Source organism: Paratractidigestivibacter faecalis (assembly GCF_003416765.1).
GTDB classification, from domain to species: domain Bacteria; phylum Actinomycetota; class Coriobacteriia; order Coriobacteriales; family Atopobiaceae; genus Paratractidigestivibacter; species Paratractidigestivibacter faecalis.
The window spans coordinates 693,940-707,940 of sequence record NZ_QSNG01000001.1; the positions used below are offsets into that span (position 1 = coordinate 693,940).

The following is a 14,001-nucleotide window of genomic DNA, read 5'->3' on the forward strand; positions in this document are numbered from 1 at the left end:
GCGTGGTTTGCCTATAGTAGAACAACGCGCGCTCCCGACTGGACGCGCTTCTCGCCTTTTTTGAGAGGAGAAACCCTTGCAGCCTGAGACTCCCGCGGGCGCGACGTCGGACGTGACGCCGGGCGCGACGCCGCTCTTCCAGATTCACGACGCCGACGTGGTGCGCGGCGACAGGACCATCCTGCACGTCGACGACTTCCGGCTTGCCGAGGGCGAGCACGTGGCGCTGCTGGGCCCCAACGGCGCCGGCAAGTCCACGTTCATCCAGCTGCTCACGCGCGAGGTGTTTCCCGTGTGGCGTCCCGAGGCGCCGGTGCGCTTCCGCGGCCAGGAGCGGCCGCTGCTCTCCGACATCAAGGGCGCACTGGGCATAGTGAGCTCCACCATGCACGACCAGGTGCGCGTTCACCTCCCGGCGGTGGAGGTCGTCATCGGTGGGCTCTACGGCACGCTGGGCCTGCCCCTGCGCACGGAGCTGAGTGAGGCGGACCGCGCCGCGGCCATGGACGCCCTGGACCGCCTGGGCATCGCGGGCATTGCCGGGCGGGACATCATGACGCTCTCCACCGGCCAGGCGCGCCGCGTGCTGGTTGCCCGCGAGCTCGTGCGCGACCCGCAGGTCCTTGTCTACGACGAGCCGTGCACCGGGCTTGACCCCGAGGGCATGTACCACGTGCGCAAGACCATGAGCGTGCTTGCCGCCGAGGGGCGCTCGGTCATCCTGGTGACGCACTACCCGGAGGACATCATCCCCGAGATCGGCCGTGTGCTGCTGATCAAGGACTCCGCCATCTTTGCCGACGGCCCCAAGGAGGAGCTACTGCGCGACGAGGTCCTCTCCGACCTCTTTGACGTGCCCCTGGCCGTCGACGAGCACGAAGGCTGGTACTCCCTCCGCGCCCGCTACTAGTTTTTGGTTGACAGCGCAGCGCGGTCTTGGCAAAATATCTTCTGCGCTGAACGCATGGGGATATAGCTCAGCTGGGAGAGCGCTGCCTTCGCAAGGCAGAGGCCGAGGGTTCGAATCCCTTTATCTCCACCATGAAATTGCAGCCCGGAGGCATTCGTCTCCGGGCTTTTTCGTGTCCTGGCATGCTATTGGGGACGGTGGTAATTTGCAGGTAAAAGGGACAGGTTGTCCCTTCCGATGGCTATCCCAGCGCACGTTCGATTGACCACCTGCCAATTCCCGTCACGCGCTCTATCTGCCTCACGCTCAGGCCGATGCTGTATAGCGCCCTAAGCGGCTCGGCCCGCTGGCTTTTGCTTAGTGTCTTAATTGAGTTGAGAACCTCTCCGCCCAGGGACTTCAGGGCAAGTTCCTGTGCCTCCTGGTCGTTCAGGCGCTGCCTGTTCCCAAACCGATAGGAGTCAGCTTTGACCGCCTCGCTGTGGAACTTGGCAAAGGCATCCGTTCCGCCCATCATCCCCAAAACCGGGCTGGTGTCTGTAACATGAATCTCGGATGACCCCAGGCTCAAGTACTCCGCGTAGCTGCTCCATGGGTAGTCTTCCGCGGCCGCAATTCCCGCCTTTTCCGGATTGCGGTGCACGTAGCGAACCGCCTGGAGAAGATATCCGTCTGTCTCGATTGGCTTGCTCTTAAATCGGTCTTGGAACACATGCCCAACGTGTGCGGTTCGCGAGTTGAAGTACATGGCATAGTGACCGGCAATTGCCTTGAGACAAGGGCTTAGGTCATCTTGCCTATCGGAGAGCACGAGATGAATGTGGTTGTCCATGAGGCACCAGGCCAGAACGGAAACTCTGTACTTCTCGGTGTTTGAGGAGAGGATCTCAAGAAACTTGATGCGATCGGCGTCATCTTCAAAAAGGCACTGCTTTCCGCAGCCTCTCAGCATCACGTGGTATATGCCAGATTCCGATTTCTGCCTTGCTGTCCGTGCCATCCTGCCCCCTCACTCCGTTGGTGAAGGTATCGGATACCCATCGCGGGGAGGGGGACATGACGCTCCATGGGGAGTGGTGGCAAATTGTCGGCGAGCGGGCTGATGGCAGAGAGGCGATTGGTTAGACCTGTCCCTTTTACCTGCAAATCACCGTCCCCAATGGCGGGGATGGTGGGAGCGGCACAAAAAAGACGCCCCCTGCGGATGCGATTATGAACCCACCTTCCAAAAGGTGGGTGTCCTCACCGCGCGTTCCGGCTTCCTCAGCAACGGAGGATCCCCGTACTGAACACGAGATGTTGGACTCCCAAGTAACGCTTGTCGGTTCACCCAGTTTGCACCGCAGGGGGACGACACCTCAAATATACGTCCCAGCCAATCCAAATCCAGTCTTGACTTATGCCGCGTGGCTCTGTGACTTGTGGACACTTGGCCCCAACAGCCGCCTTTCAGGTCAATCCTGTATCATGTCGCCCATATGTATTCGGCGAGAAGAGCGGCGAGAGGAGCGAACGTGCCTGGCATGGTCCCGGACTGGATACCCTTCGCCTGCCTGTTTGTGGCGGCGCTGGCCACCGCGCTCATAGCGACGCCCCTGGCGCGCCGCCTGGCCGTCCGCCTGGGCGCCGTCGACAAGCCCAACCCCCGCCGCATCAACAAGACGCCCGTCCCGCGCATGGGCGGCATCGCCATCTTCGCGGGCATTGCCGCCGCGTTTCTCGTCCAGTATGCCGGCACCATGTTCTTGGGCTGGCCCGTGGTGCTTGTCCCCTCGCCGCGCATGCAGGTCAACTACTGGATGCTTGTGGCCGCCTTCTGCGTGATCTTTGCCACGGGCCTGCTTGACGACAAGTTCTCGTTGAAGCCCATGCAGAAGCTCGCCGGGCAGGTCCTGGCGGCCGTCATCGCCGTCGCCGGCGGCCTGGTCATCGGCGACATCTCCAATCCGCTTGCCCCTGGCTTCATCCACCTGGGGTGGGTTGCCTACCCGCTCACTGTGGTCTACCTGGTTGCCTACGTCAACATCATCAACCTCATCGACGGCCTGGACGGCCTTGCGGCCGGCATCTCGGCCATCGCGAGCATGACCATGTTTGTGCTCTCGGTCTGGGCCGGCAGGCTCGACTCGGCCGCGCTCTCCATCGCCGTCGTGGGCTCCTCGCTGGGCTTCCTCCGCTACAACTTCCACCCGGCGTCCATCTTCATGGGAGACTCCGGCTCCCTCACGCTGGGCTTTGCGCTCGGGGTGTCCTCGCTTCTCTCTGTCACGCGCTTTGCCGGCCTCACCACCATCGCCGTGCCGCTCGTGATCTCCGCGGTGCCCATCCTGGACACGTTTTCGGCCATCGTGCGCCGCACGCGCGCCCACGTGAGCGTCGGCCACGCCGACCGCGGCCACATCCACCACCGTCTCATGGACGAGGGCTACGACCAGCGCCAGTCCGTGCTTCTCATGTATGGCTGGACGGCGCTTCTGTGCGTGGGCTCCATCCTCATGACCCAGGTGGAGACCATCCCGCGCATCCTCATCTTCTGCGGCCTCCTGGCCCTCTCCATGCTCTTCGCGCGGCGCCTGCACCTCTTTGAGCCGGTGCTGCTCCACCACTACGACCCAAAGACCGGCGAGGACGAGCTGGTGAGCCCCGCGGACTCCGCCTTCGAGGAGGAGGCCCGCGCGCAGGAGGCCCACCACCATGGCCGTCACGGGCGCAGGGCGCGCTAGGCCGCGCTGCCTCCGCACGCGCCTCCCGCCGGCAGGGCGCACCATCGCAGGACGCATCACCGAAAGGCAAGGCAACATTCATGGACGCTGACTCCTACCAGGCGTGCGAGCTCTGCCCGCGCCGCTGCAAGGCGAGAAGGGCCTCCGGTCGCGCGGGCTTCTGCGGCATGACCTCCGAGCTGCGCGTGGCCAGAAGCGCCCTGCACTTCTGGGAGGAGCCGCCCATCTCGGGCGAGGCCGGCAGCGGGGCCATCTTCTTCTCGGGCTGCCCGCTGCGCTGCGTCTTCTGCCAGAACCACGAGATCTCCGGTGAGGGCTTCGGCCTGCCGGTCACGCGCTCGCGCCTCTCCGAGATGATGCTCGAGCTTGAGGCCCTGGGCGCCCTCAACATCAACCTGGTGACGGCCCTGCACTACGCCCCCGACGTGCGCCAGGCGGTTCTGGACGCGCGTGCGGCCGGGCTCACGCTGCCCATAGTCTGCAACACCAGCGGCTACGAGAACCCCGAGGTCATCCGTGCCATGGCAGACGTCGTGGACGTCTGGCTGCCCGACTTCAAGTACGCTGATCCCGCGCTGGCCGGCAGCCTCTCCGCCGCGCCCGACTACCCGGACGTGGCCGCCGCGGCCCTCGGCGCCATGGTGGCTGACCTCAGGGAGAAGGGCGGCCGCAAGGAGGGGCCCGACGGCTGCCTTAAGCGGGGCATCGTCGTACGTCACCTGGTGCTTCCCGGCCACGCGGACGACTCCTGCCGCGTGCTGGACCGCGTCTGGCAGATCTGCGGCAACGACGCCGACCTCTCGGTCATGAACCAGTACACGCCCAACGAGGCCTGCCGGGCCGCCGGCGGCGCGCTCTCGCACGGCGTCTCGGAGGAGGAGTACGAGATCGTGCTCTGCCACGCCGACGACCTGGGCTTCGAGCGCATCTGGTGGCAGGAGGGCGGCACGGTCTCCGAGAGCTTTGTGCCCGCCTTCGACGCCACGGGCGTCGAGGGGCCCGAGCTGCCGCGTGCCTGACGCGCCGCAGGCCATAGGGGTATCATTGACCACATATGTGAAATCACCTTCCCTTCGAGACGGAGGAAGCATGGCAGACAACGACGGCCTCACCGAGGCCGAGCGAGCGGAGCTCGAGCAGCTCCGGGCCGAGAAGGCCGCCCGCGAGGAGGCAAGCCGCCAGGCCGCGGAGCGTGCCGAGCTGGAGCGCCTGCGCGCCGAGAAGTCCAAGTCCGCCCGCGAGGCGGCCGAGGACGCAAGCATCGCCGAGGCGCGCGCACGCGGCCGCAAGCTCATGGAGCCCGACGAGGACGACGAGGACCTCAAGATGCCCGCCGGCCAGAAGATGGTCCTGGGCATCATCGCCCTCGTCGTCGTGGTGATGCTGCTCATGCAGTTCCTCGACGGAAGGTAGGCCATGTCGCTCACCGACTCCACGCGTCCCACCGACGTCTGCCTCAACACGGACCTCTACGAGCTCACTATGGCCCAGGGCTTCTGGGAGTCCGGCCTCGTTGACTCCCGGGCCTGCTTCAACGCCTTCTTCCGCGAGAACCCCTTCGACGGTGGCTACGCCGTGGCCTGCGGCATGGGCCAAATCGCCGACCTCGTGGAGAACTTCGTCTTCACCGACGAGGACGTGGAGTACCTCGCGGGCCTCGAGGCCCCCGGTGGCGGCCCCATGTTCAAGCCCGCCTTCCTGGAGTACCTGCGCAACCACCGCCTCGACCTCACCATCGACGCCGTGCCGGAGGGCGAGCTCGTCTTCCCGCGCGAGCCCATGGTCCGCGTCATGGGCCCGGTCATTGACTGCCAGCTCATAGAGACCGCCCTTCTCAACCTGGTGAACTTCCAGACGCTGGTTGCCACCAAGTGCGCCCGCGTGGTCCGCGCGGCCGAGGGCCACCCGGTCTCCGACTTCGGCCTGAGGCGCGCTCAGGGCCCCGACGGCGGCCTGGCCGTAGCCCGCGCGTCCTACATCGCCGGCGCCGCCTCCACGTCAAACGTCCTTGCCGGCAAGATCTACGGCATTCCCGTCTTTGGCACCCACGCGCACTCCTGGGTCATGGCCTTCCCGTCCGAGCTCGACGCATTCCGCGCCTTTGCCAAGTCAAGCCCCAAGAACTGTGTGCTGCTCCTTGACACCTACGACGTGAGGCAGGGCATCAAGAACGCAATTACCGTGGCCAAGGAGATGGAGCAGGCCGGCGAGCGCCTGGCCGCCATCCGCATTGACTCCGGAGACCTCGCGCGCCTCTCCAAGCAGACCCGCGCGGCCTTCGACGAGGCGGGCCTTCCCTACGTCAAGATCTCCGTCTCAAACGACCTTGACGAGTACACCATCCAGTCGCTCTTTGCGCAGGGCGCGCCCATCGACTCCTTTGGCGTGGGCACCAAGCTCGCCACCTGCGACCCGCAGCCGTCCCTGGGCGGCGTCTACAAGCTCTCCGCCATCCGCGGGGGCTCGACCGAGCCCTGGACCCCCGTCATCAAGCTCTCGGAGCAGGCCTACAAGCGCACCATCCCCGGCGTGCAGCGCGTCCTTCGCTACTACGACGACGCCGGCTGCCCCACGGCCGACATGATCTGCCTCGAGGGCCAGCCCGTGGCGGACGCCTCCCGCATGACCGACATCCTCGACCCGTTTGCGTCCTATGAGCTCTCCGGCATCCCGGTGGAGCTCCTGGAGCGCGTGGTCGAGCACGGACGCCGCGCCAAGGAGCCGGACGGCATCGAGGCCGCCCGCGACCGCTGCAAGGGCGCCCTCATGCGGCTCAACCCGGCCGTGGCCCGCTTCCTCAACCCGCAGGCCTACCCCGTCGGCCTGGAGGGCGGCCTGGCGCAGCTGCGCCACGACCTCGCCCACGAGGAGCGCGCCGGCTCTTCTCGCCCCACCGTCGGCTAGGCGAGAAGCCCCATCCACCAAGAAGACCCCCCCATTAAGGAGACAACATGCCCGAGAAGCTCGAGGAACTCGTCCGCGCCGCCCTTCAGTCCGCCCAGGAGGCCGGGGAGCTTCCCTCCTTCGACGTGACGGAGTTTGGCTTCGAGCGCCCGGCGGACTCCGCCAACGGCGACTGGTCCTCCACCGTCGCCATGCGCTCCGCGCGCCTTGCCCACTGCGCCCCGGCCAAGATCGCCGGCGCCATCGTGGCCCACATGCCCGCCAGCGACGCCGTGGCCAAGGTCGAGGTGGCCGGCCCCGGCTTCATCAACTTCTACCTCAACGCCGCCTCCAGCAACGAGGTCTTCCGCACCATCCGCGAGCAGGGCGAGGACTACGGCCGCTCCGACCTCGGCCACGGCACCAAGGTCCAGGTGGAGTTTGTCTCCGCCAACCCCGTGGGGCCGCTTCACATCGGCCATGGCCGCTGGGCCGCCCTGGGCGACTCGCTTTCCCGCATCCTGGAGCACGCCGGCTACGACGTGGAGCGCGAGTACTACATCAACGACCACGGCAGTCAGATGGACGTCTTCGGCCACTCTGTCTCCAAGCGCTACCTGCAGCTCGTTGAGGTCATGGAGAAGGATGGGTGCGATCTTGCGGCCGCCCGCGAGGCCCTCCTGGCCGACCGCGAGGCCTTTGTCGCCGACGAGGCCGACGAGCATCCCGAGACCCACCCCTACACCGACGCCTTCAACGCCGATCTGGGCGGCAACGCCTACGGCGGCGACTACATCGTCGACCTGGCCGTCCGCTTCCACGAGCTCGACGGCCTCAAGTGGGTCGACTCCACCGAGGACGAGCGCATGGCCGACTTCCGCGAGCGCGGCTACCAGATGATGCTGGAGTCCATCCGCCAGACCTGCCACGAGGCCCGCTGCGACTTTGACGTCTGGTTCAGCGAGCGCAGCCTCTACGTCAAGGACGAGACCGGCTCCTCCGCCGTCGACCGCGCCCTGGCCAAGCTCGACGAGCTCGGCTACCTCTACAAGGACGAGGCCGGCGCCCTGTGGTTCCGCTCCACCGACTTCGGCGACGACAAGGACCGCGTCCTCATCAAGACCAACGGCGAGTACACCTACTTTGCCTCCGACGTCGCCTACCACTGGAACAAGTTCCAGCGCGTGGACCACGTCATCGACATCTGGGGCGCAGACCACCACGGCTACATCCAGCGCGTCAAGTCCGCCTGCACGGCCCTGGGGTATCCCACGCAGTTCGAGGTGCTTCTCGGCCAGCTGGTCAACCTGCTGCGCAACGGCCAGCCGGTGCGCATGTCCAAGCGCAAGGGCACCATGGTGACCTTCGACGAGCTCCTGGAGGAGGTCGGCGCCGACGCAACCCGCTACACGCTGGTGGCAAAGTCCAACAACCAGATGATCGACTTCGACATCGAGCTCGCCAAGAAGCAGGACAACACCAACCCGGTCTACTACGTGCAGTACGCGCATGCTCGTACCTGCTCCATCCTGCGCAAGGCCGCCGGCGTCTCCAAGGAGGAGGCGGCCGAGCTCGGCATGGACGAGGTGGCCAGCCGCGCCATCGGCGCCGAGTACGACCTCGGCCTCCTGACCGACCCGACCGAGGCAGCGCTCGCTCGCAAGCTCTCCGAGTTCGGCGGGCTCATCGAGAGCTGCGCCCGCGACCGCGCCCCGTTCCGCCTCACCCACTACGCCGAGGAGCTGGCGGCGGCCTTCCACTCGTTCTACGCGGCCTGCCAGGTGCTTCCGAGCGAGGGCCGTCCGGTGGAGGAGGGACTGTCCCGCGCCCGCCTCGCGGCCGTCGACGCAACGCGCAGGGTGCTTGCGCTCTCCCTCACCATGGTTGGCGTGGCAGCATTACAGACCATGTAGTTTGTTATCTACCAAATTTATGGCAAAAAAGTTGTGCAACAAGGCGTTGAGCGTTGCTTTTGTGTACAATCACTGAACAAGGATATACACTCTGTTTTTAGGAGAGTGAAAAGCAGCCCATCCGCTACGTCAAAGGCAGAGCAAGATGGATCTTAAAGAGTTCATGTCAGTGAGGCGCGCGTACAACGCCGTCAGGCAATCCGTTCCCTCCGAGGGCCGTCTGACCTTCGAGGAGTTTGCCATCTTGTGCCGCCTGGACTTTACCGGCGCGCCCATGAAGACCTCGGACATCGCCGAGTACCAGGGCGCCCTGCGTCCCACCATGACGCACCGCACCAACCACCTTGCCGGTCTCGGCCTCATCGACCGCTCCGAGGGCGAGAATGACCGCAGGAACGTGGTCTGCTCCATCTCGGAGGAGGGCCGCCAGTACGCGGAGGAGCTGGCCGACATGACCCGCGCCAAGATCGGCGCCGGCCGTGCCCTCTCGCGCACGTCTGCGGACCGCATCAAGAAGTACGTGGACGCCATGGGTGCCTACTTCTGCAAGGCCGGTGACCTCGTCCTGCTCGGCATCTACGCCGCCGACGAGGAGGGCCTGACCATCATGCAGATCGTCGAGGCGCTCGGGCTTCTCCAGCCCACGGTCTCCATGTCGGTCTCCGCGCTGGTAGAGGACGGCATGGTCGAGCGCGAGCGCAGGGGAGCTGGCGTCAGCGCAACCACGGTCTCCCTCACCGAGAAGGGCGAGGAGCGCGCCCGCGAGCTTGCCGGCAACATCACCAAGCTCGTCGTCAGGCGCAAGGCCAGGGGATAAACGCTTGAATTCAAGAAGGGCGCCTGCGGGCGCCCTTTTTTATGTCTGTATATCTATATATCACTGTATTATTGCACCAAAAATGCTATATTTCACTCGTTAGCGCTCGTTGCGCGCCCTTCCGGCCGGCACATACACCACAGCACATATCCTGCACCGTGCCTCGGCCGCATGAAGGCCCCCATTTGAATGCATTTCTCCGCTGGCGCTGGCGTGCCGCGGGTGAGCAAGAGAGGTAATACATGTCAGAAGAGTCCTCCGCATCTGGTGTCGAGGCGTCGGCCGTCCCCATGACGCAGGAGCCCGCCGCGCCGGCGGCCGAGTCTGCAGAGAAGCCCAAGCGTCGCCGCCGCCGCACCAAGGCCGAGATGGAGGCCGCCCGAGCCGCCGAGGCCGAGGCCAAGGCCCAGAAGGCCGCCGCGGCCGGCGCCGATCCCGCGGACGCCGCTGCCGCAGAGAAGCCCAAGCGCACGCGCGCCCGCAGGACCATGGCCAAGGCTGACGAGGCCGCCGAGGGCCAGATGGAGCTTCCGGGTGCCGTCGAGGCCGCGCCTGCGGAGACCGCCGATGCCGCTGCCGTAGAGAAGCCCAAGCGCCGCCGCGGCCGTCCGCGCAAGGTGGACGCCGAGGCTGCGGCCGCCGCTGAGGCCGCTGCCGCTGAGGCTCAGGGCTCGGCTGCCCCGTCAGACTCCGTCGCCGGCGAGGTTCCGGCCGCAGAGTCTGACGTGAGGCCGGGCCGCGGGCGCCGCACGCGCGCCCGCAAGGCCGCGGCTCCTGACGGGGGAGAGGCTGCCGCCCAGGACGTCAAGGCCATGAACGAGGTGGTCTCCGAGGCCACCAAGGCCACGTCCGAGCCTGTGGCCGGACCTGCCGCCACGCTCTCCGAGGCCGACGCCGCTGCCCTGGTGGAGAGGCTCAAGGCCGAGTCCGTCTCGCCTGACGGCTCCGCTGCCTCCGAGGCCCCCGCATCTGATGGCGAGAAGCCCGAGGGCGAGCAGGGCGAGTCTGCTGAGGGCGGGCGCGGACGGCGCCGCAACCGCCGCGGGCGCGACCGCTTTGACGGCGACGGCCAGGGTCAGGGGCGCGACCGCCGCGACGGCCATGGTGACCGCGGCGACCGTGATGACCGCCAGGGTCGCAACGACCGCTACGACCGCAACGACCGCTTTGACCGCAACAACCGCCGCCGCAACCGCAAGGGCAGCCAGCAGAACGTGCAGGCCGAGCCCTCCCTCACCCGCGAGGCCCTTCAGGAGCTCAAGGTCGCCGAGCTTCGCTCCAAGGCGGCCGAGCTCGGGGTCGAGTACGTCGGCGTGAGAAAGCCCGAGCTCATCGAGGCCGTCTACCTTGCGGCCGCCGCAGCGGAGGGCTTCCGCTCCGTCGAGGGCATCCTCGAGATCGGCAACGAGGGCTACGGCTGGATCCGCACCGGCAACTACATGGAGGGCGACGGCGACGCCTTCGTCCACCAGCAGATGATCCGCAGCCTGGGCCTGCGCCCGGGCGACCGCGTTGCCGGCACCGTCGGGCCTGGCCGCAACAACAGCAAGTACCCGCCGCTACAGAGCGTGGCCTCCGTCAACGGCCGTCCCGTCGAGGGGCTCAAGAGCCGTCCGCGCTTCCGCGACCTCACGCCCATCTTCCCCAACGAGCGCCTGGTCATGGAGCATGGCCGCGATTCCGTGACCGGTCGCGCCATCGACCTCGTGTCTCCCATCGGCAAGGGCCAGCGCGGCCTTATCGTCAGCCCTCCCAAGGCCGGCAAGACAACCGTCCTGAAGAAGATCTGCCAGTCTATTGCCGCAAACAACCCCGAGGTGCACCTCTTCTGCCTGCTGGTGGACGAGCGCCCCGAGGAGGTCACGGACATGGAGCGCTCCATCAAGGGCGAGGTCGTGGCCTCGACCTTTGACATGCCCGCCGACAACCACACCCACGTGTCCGAGCTGGTCATCGAACACGCCAAGCGCCTGGTCGAGCTTGGCGAGGACGTCGTGGTGGTTCTTGACTCCATAACGCGCCTTGCCCGCGCCTACAACCTCGCGCAGCCCGCTAGCGGCCGCATTCTCTCTGGTGGCGTCGACTCGGCGGCCCTCTATCCGCCCAAGAAGTTCCTGGGCGCGGCCCGCAACATCGAGGGTGGGGGCTCGCTCACAATCATTGCCTCCGCGCTCGTTGACACCGGCTCCAAGATGGACGAGGTCATCTTCGAGGAGTTCAAGGGCACCGGCAACATGGAGCTCAAGCTCGACCGCGACCTCGCCGACCGCCGCATCTTCCCGGCCATCGACCCCATCAGCTCCGGAACGCGCAACGAGGATCTGCTCATCGACCCCATGTACCAGCCGCTGGTCTGGGGCATTCGTCGCGTCCTCGCCAACATGAACAACACCGAGCGCGCCGCAAACGCCCTGGTCAAGGGTCTCAAGGGAACCGAGACCAACGAGGAGTTCCTCATCAGGAGCGCCAAGAAGGCCCAGCAGAGCGAGTACGTCTCGTAGACCTGGCCAGCGGCCTTCGAAGCAGCCATTTGAGCCCCGGACCCAGACGCTTGCACGTTTTGGGTTCGGGGTTCTCGCGTTTATGCCGCTACGGTTAGCTGCCAACTGGGCAAACGCTGCCTTTGTTCCCGAATGCCCTCTCGGCCCGAACCCAAATCGCATATGGAATTTGGTTCGGGCCTGAGGCGCTTTGGCGCTGTGCGATGACGTTTGCCCAGTTGAGCGGGTGTCGACAGAGTGATTCTGTTCAAAGCGCGAACCCAAAACGTGTTATGGGGCCCTGTCTGCGTTAACGATGCAAAACCTGTCGACAATCTGCCTTGAAAACGGCTGTTTCGCAGGTATAGTTGAGAAAGGAAGTTCACATAGAGCGTCTCTGCGGCACACGAAGATAAAACGAAGCCAAAAACCGCGGATTCCAGTTGGCCTGGCATGTCCAGGTCGCTAGCCGTTGCCATAGCTTCACTCTTCTTCCGCAGCTCGCCAGAGCCTGGGAGGGGTCAAGCATGCAGGTGAAGAGGAATCCGGCCGTCCTTGCCGGACTGATGGGCACGGTGGCGCTGGCTGCGCCGCAGACGGCCCACGCCCTCTCGCTGCAACAAGCCTCCGACTTCGTGCTTGCCAGCCCCGAGCGCGCCTTTGCCCTCGGCGTGGCCAGCGGCGCGCTTGCCGTGGGCGTCGCCTGCGGTGTGCTCTGCGCCGTGCGCGCCCGTTCCCGCCGCAACGAGGAGCAGGTCGCGGCTGGCTTTGCCCCCGTCACCGGCACCAGCGAGTTTCCCTCCACCGATCTTGACGAGAAGTTCGCGGCTGACGCCCCCAGGCCTCGCCACATGCGCGTCGTCCAGGCTGCCCCGGGGCCCGAGGCCGAGACCGCAGTCTCGGCCGCAGCCCAGGTTCCCGTTGTCCCCTCGCACGCCACCGACGACTACGGCCAGATCGCCGAGAACTACGTCAACCGCATCACGTTCCGCGAGCGCATGGCCCGTCGCGCCGAGGGCGTCGCCGCGGCGCTCTCCGGCCGCATCGGTTCCGGCATGATGGACGGCCTGCCCGTCATCGAGCGCGCCGACGGCTCCGTGGGCGACGTGGGAACCTCCTGGTGGACCACCGAGGTCGGCCGGGAGCGCATCGATGCCAACGCCGGCTTTGCCGCCGACGAGGTGGCGCAGATCTCCATCCCGTCGTCCTTCTCGGCTGACGCGGCGCGAACGGCTCTTGATGCCGTGCGCGAGCAGCAGTCCCGCTCCCGCATGGACATTGCCTCCCGTCTGGCCTTCATTGACGAGGGCGTCTTTCCCGAGCACCGCAGCGTGGCCGAGGCTGCCACGGACGACTGGGAGCAGGCCCTTCGCTCCATGGAGGAGAACCTCGCCGCGGACCCGGAGACGCCCAACCAAGATCCCATCGAGTTCATCGACGCCGTCGGAAACTCCGAGACGCTTGACGAGCCGGACAACATGGAGCCCGACACCTCCTTCATCCCGTTCCGCACGCCGGCGGGCCACCCGGAGGTCGTGGACACCGAGAGCTACGTCGACTACCTCATTGAAGACGAGTTCGGGCGCAACTCCTCCAAGGCCGCGCGTCGCACCTCCAGGCGCTACCTGCGCATCCTTGAGGGCGGCACCTCGGCCACCAGCACGGGCATGCGCCACCTCTCCGGCTCCACCAACGTGCGCACGCGCTCCGGCAAGCACTTCGCGCCCGCCCAGGCAGCTGAGGCCTGATGGGCCTCGCGCGCAACCTCTCTCGCCGCACCCTCGCCTGGGGCGCGGCGCTTCTGCTGTGGGTCGGCTTTGTCTGGGGCCACTCGCTGGTGGGCGGTGCGGCTTCCTCGGCCGAGAGCGGCCGCGTCGTGGCCCTGCTGCACCCGCTCTTCGAGGCGACGGGCGTGACCGACCTAGACCTCATGACCTTCGTCGTGCGCAAGTGCGCGCACTTCTCGGAGTACGCGGTGCTGGGCGGCATTGCGCGGACGTTCTGGACGCGCGTGTCCCGCGAGCTTGGCTCCCGCGCATCCTCGTCGCGCCGCCGGGCCCTTCTCGCCGGGCTCGTCCTCACCACACTGGTGCCCTGCCTTGACGAGACGATTCAGCTCTTTGTGCCCGGACGCAGCGGCTCTCCGCGCGACGTGGCCATTGACCTTGCCGGAGCGGCGATGGGCGCTCTCCTAACGTGGCTCTTCCACCGGGCAAGAACCCGCGAGCGGTAGGTATGGCGTCGTAGCCGCCTTCCTTTGTTGCGGCACCGTTAT

General features: G+C 66.4%; 11 protein-coding genes and 1 tRNA gene. 11 read left to right on the forward strand and 1 reads right to left on the reverse strand.

What is annotated here, in order from left to right; translation table 11 throughout:
• Window positions 1-76 precede the first annotated feature (76 nt).
• Together DXV50_RS02915 and DXV50_RS02920 are read left to right on the forward strand one after the other, a co-directional pair.
• The gene (locus DXV50_RS02915) at window positions 77-910 is read left to right on the forward strand and encodes an ABC transporter ATP-binding protein (protein ID WP_232817430.1); all 834 of its coding nucleotides are present in this window, start codon (window positions 77-79) and stop codon (window positions 908-910) included.
• A gap of 56 nt (window positions 911-966) precedes the next feature.
• A tRNA-Ala gene (locus tag DXV50_RS02920) sits at window positions 967-1,042 on the forward strand.
• 109 nt (window positions 1,043-1,151) lie between these two features.
• On the opposite strand, the gene DXV50_RS02925 is transcribed toward DXV50_RS02920, so the two are convergent.
• Window positions 1,152-1,910: a transposase gene (locus DXV50_RS02925; RefSeq protein ID WP_117204715.1), complete on the reverse strand. Its 759-nt coding sequence runs from the start codon at window positions 1,908-1,910 to the stop codon at window positions 1,152-1,154.
• A 523-nt stretch (window positions 1,911-2,433) separates the two neighbouring features.
• Between DXV50_RS02925 and DXV50_RS02930 the strand changes: the two genes are divergently transcribed.
• The 9 genes from DXV50_RS02930 (at window position 2,434) to DXV50_RS02970 (ending at window position 13,959) form a co-directional block, all read left to right on the forward strand.
• Window positions 2,434-3,633: a glycosyltransferase family 4 protein gene (locus tag DXV50_RS02930; protein WP_117204716.1), complete on the forward strand. Its 1,200-nt coding sequence runs from the start codon at window positions 2,434-2,436 to the stop codon at window positions 3,631-3,633.
• Window positions 3,634-3,713: 80 nt separating this feature from the next.
• On the forward strand, window positions 3,714-4,652 hold the full coding sequence (locus tag DXV50_RS02935) for a radical SAM protein (protein WP_117204717.1): 939 nt from the start codon (window positions 3,714-3,716) through the stop codon (window positions 4,650-4,652).
• A gap of 70 nt (window positions 4,653-4,722) precedes the next feature.
• Window positions 4,723-5,046: a hypothetical protein gene (locus tag DXV50_RS02940; RefSeq protein WP_117204718.1), complete on the forward strand. Its 324-nt coding sequence runs from the start codon at window positions 4,723-4,725 to the stop codon at window positions 5,044-5,046.
• Between the two features lie 3 nt (window positions 5,047-5,049).
• Window positions 5,050-6,537: a nicotinate phosphoribosyltransferase gene (locus DXV50_RS02945; protein WP_117204719.1), complete on the forward strand. Its 1,488-nt coding sequence runs from the start codon at window positions 5,050-5,052 to the stop codon at window positions 6,535-6,537.
• Window positions 6,538-6,584: 47 nt separating this feature from the next.
• Window positions 6,585-8,429 (forward strand): arginine--tRNA ligase, encoded by a 1,845-nt coding sequence (locus tag DXV50_RS02950; RefSeq protein WP_117204720.1) that lies wholly within the window; start codon window positions 6,585-6,587, stop codon window positions 8,427-8,429.
• Between the two features lie 145 nt (window positions 8,430-8,574).
• The gene (locus DXV50_RS02955) at window positions 8,575-9,246 is read left to right on the forward strand and encodes a MarR family transcriptional regulator (RefSeq protein WP_117204721.1); all 672 of its coding nucleotides are present in this window, start codon (window positions 8,575-8,577) and stop codon (window positions 9,244-9,246) included.
• A gap of 242 nt (window positions 9,247-9,488) precedes the next feature.
• Complete coding sequence (rho, locus tag DXV50_RS02960; RefSeq protein ID WP_232817431.1) at window positions 9,489-11,747, forward strand: transcription termination factor Rho; 2,259 nt, start codon at window positions 9,489-9,491, stop codon at window positions 11,745-11,747.
• 506 nt (window positions 11,748-12,253) lie between these two features.
• A complete protein-coding gene (locus tag DXV50_RS02965; RefSeq protein WP_117204722.1) occupies window positions 12,254-13,474 on the forward strand; it encodes a hypothetical protein in 1,221 nt (406 codons plus the stop codon).
• On the forward strand, window positions 13,474-13,959 hold the full coding sequence (locus DXV50_RS02970; protein ID WP_117204723.1) for a VanZ family protein: 486 nt from the start codon (window positions 13,474-13,476) through the stop codon (window positions 13,957-13,959). The genes DXV50_RS02965 and DXV50_RS02970 overlap by 1 nt, the downstream gene beginning before the upstream one ends.
• Window positions 13,960-14,001 lie beyond the last annotated feature (42 nt).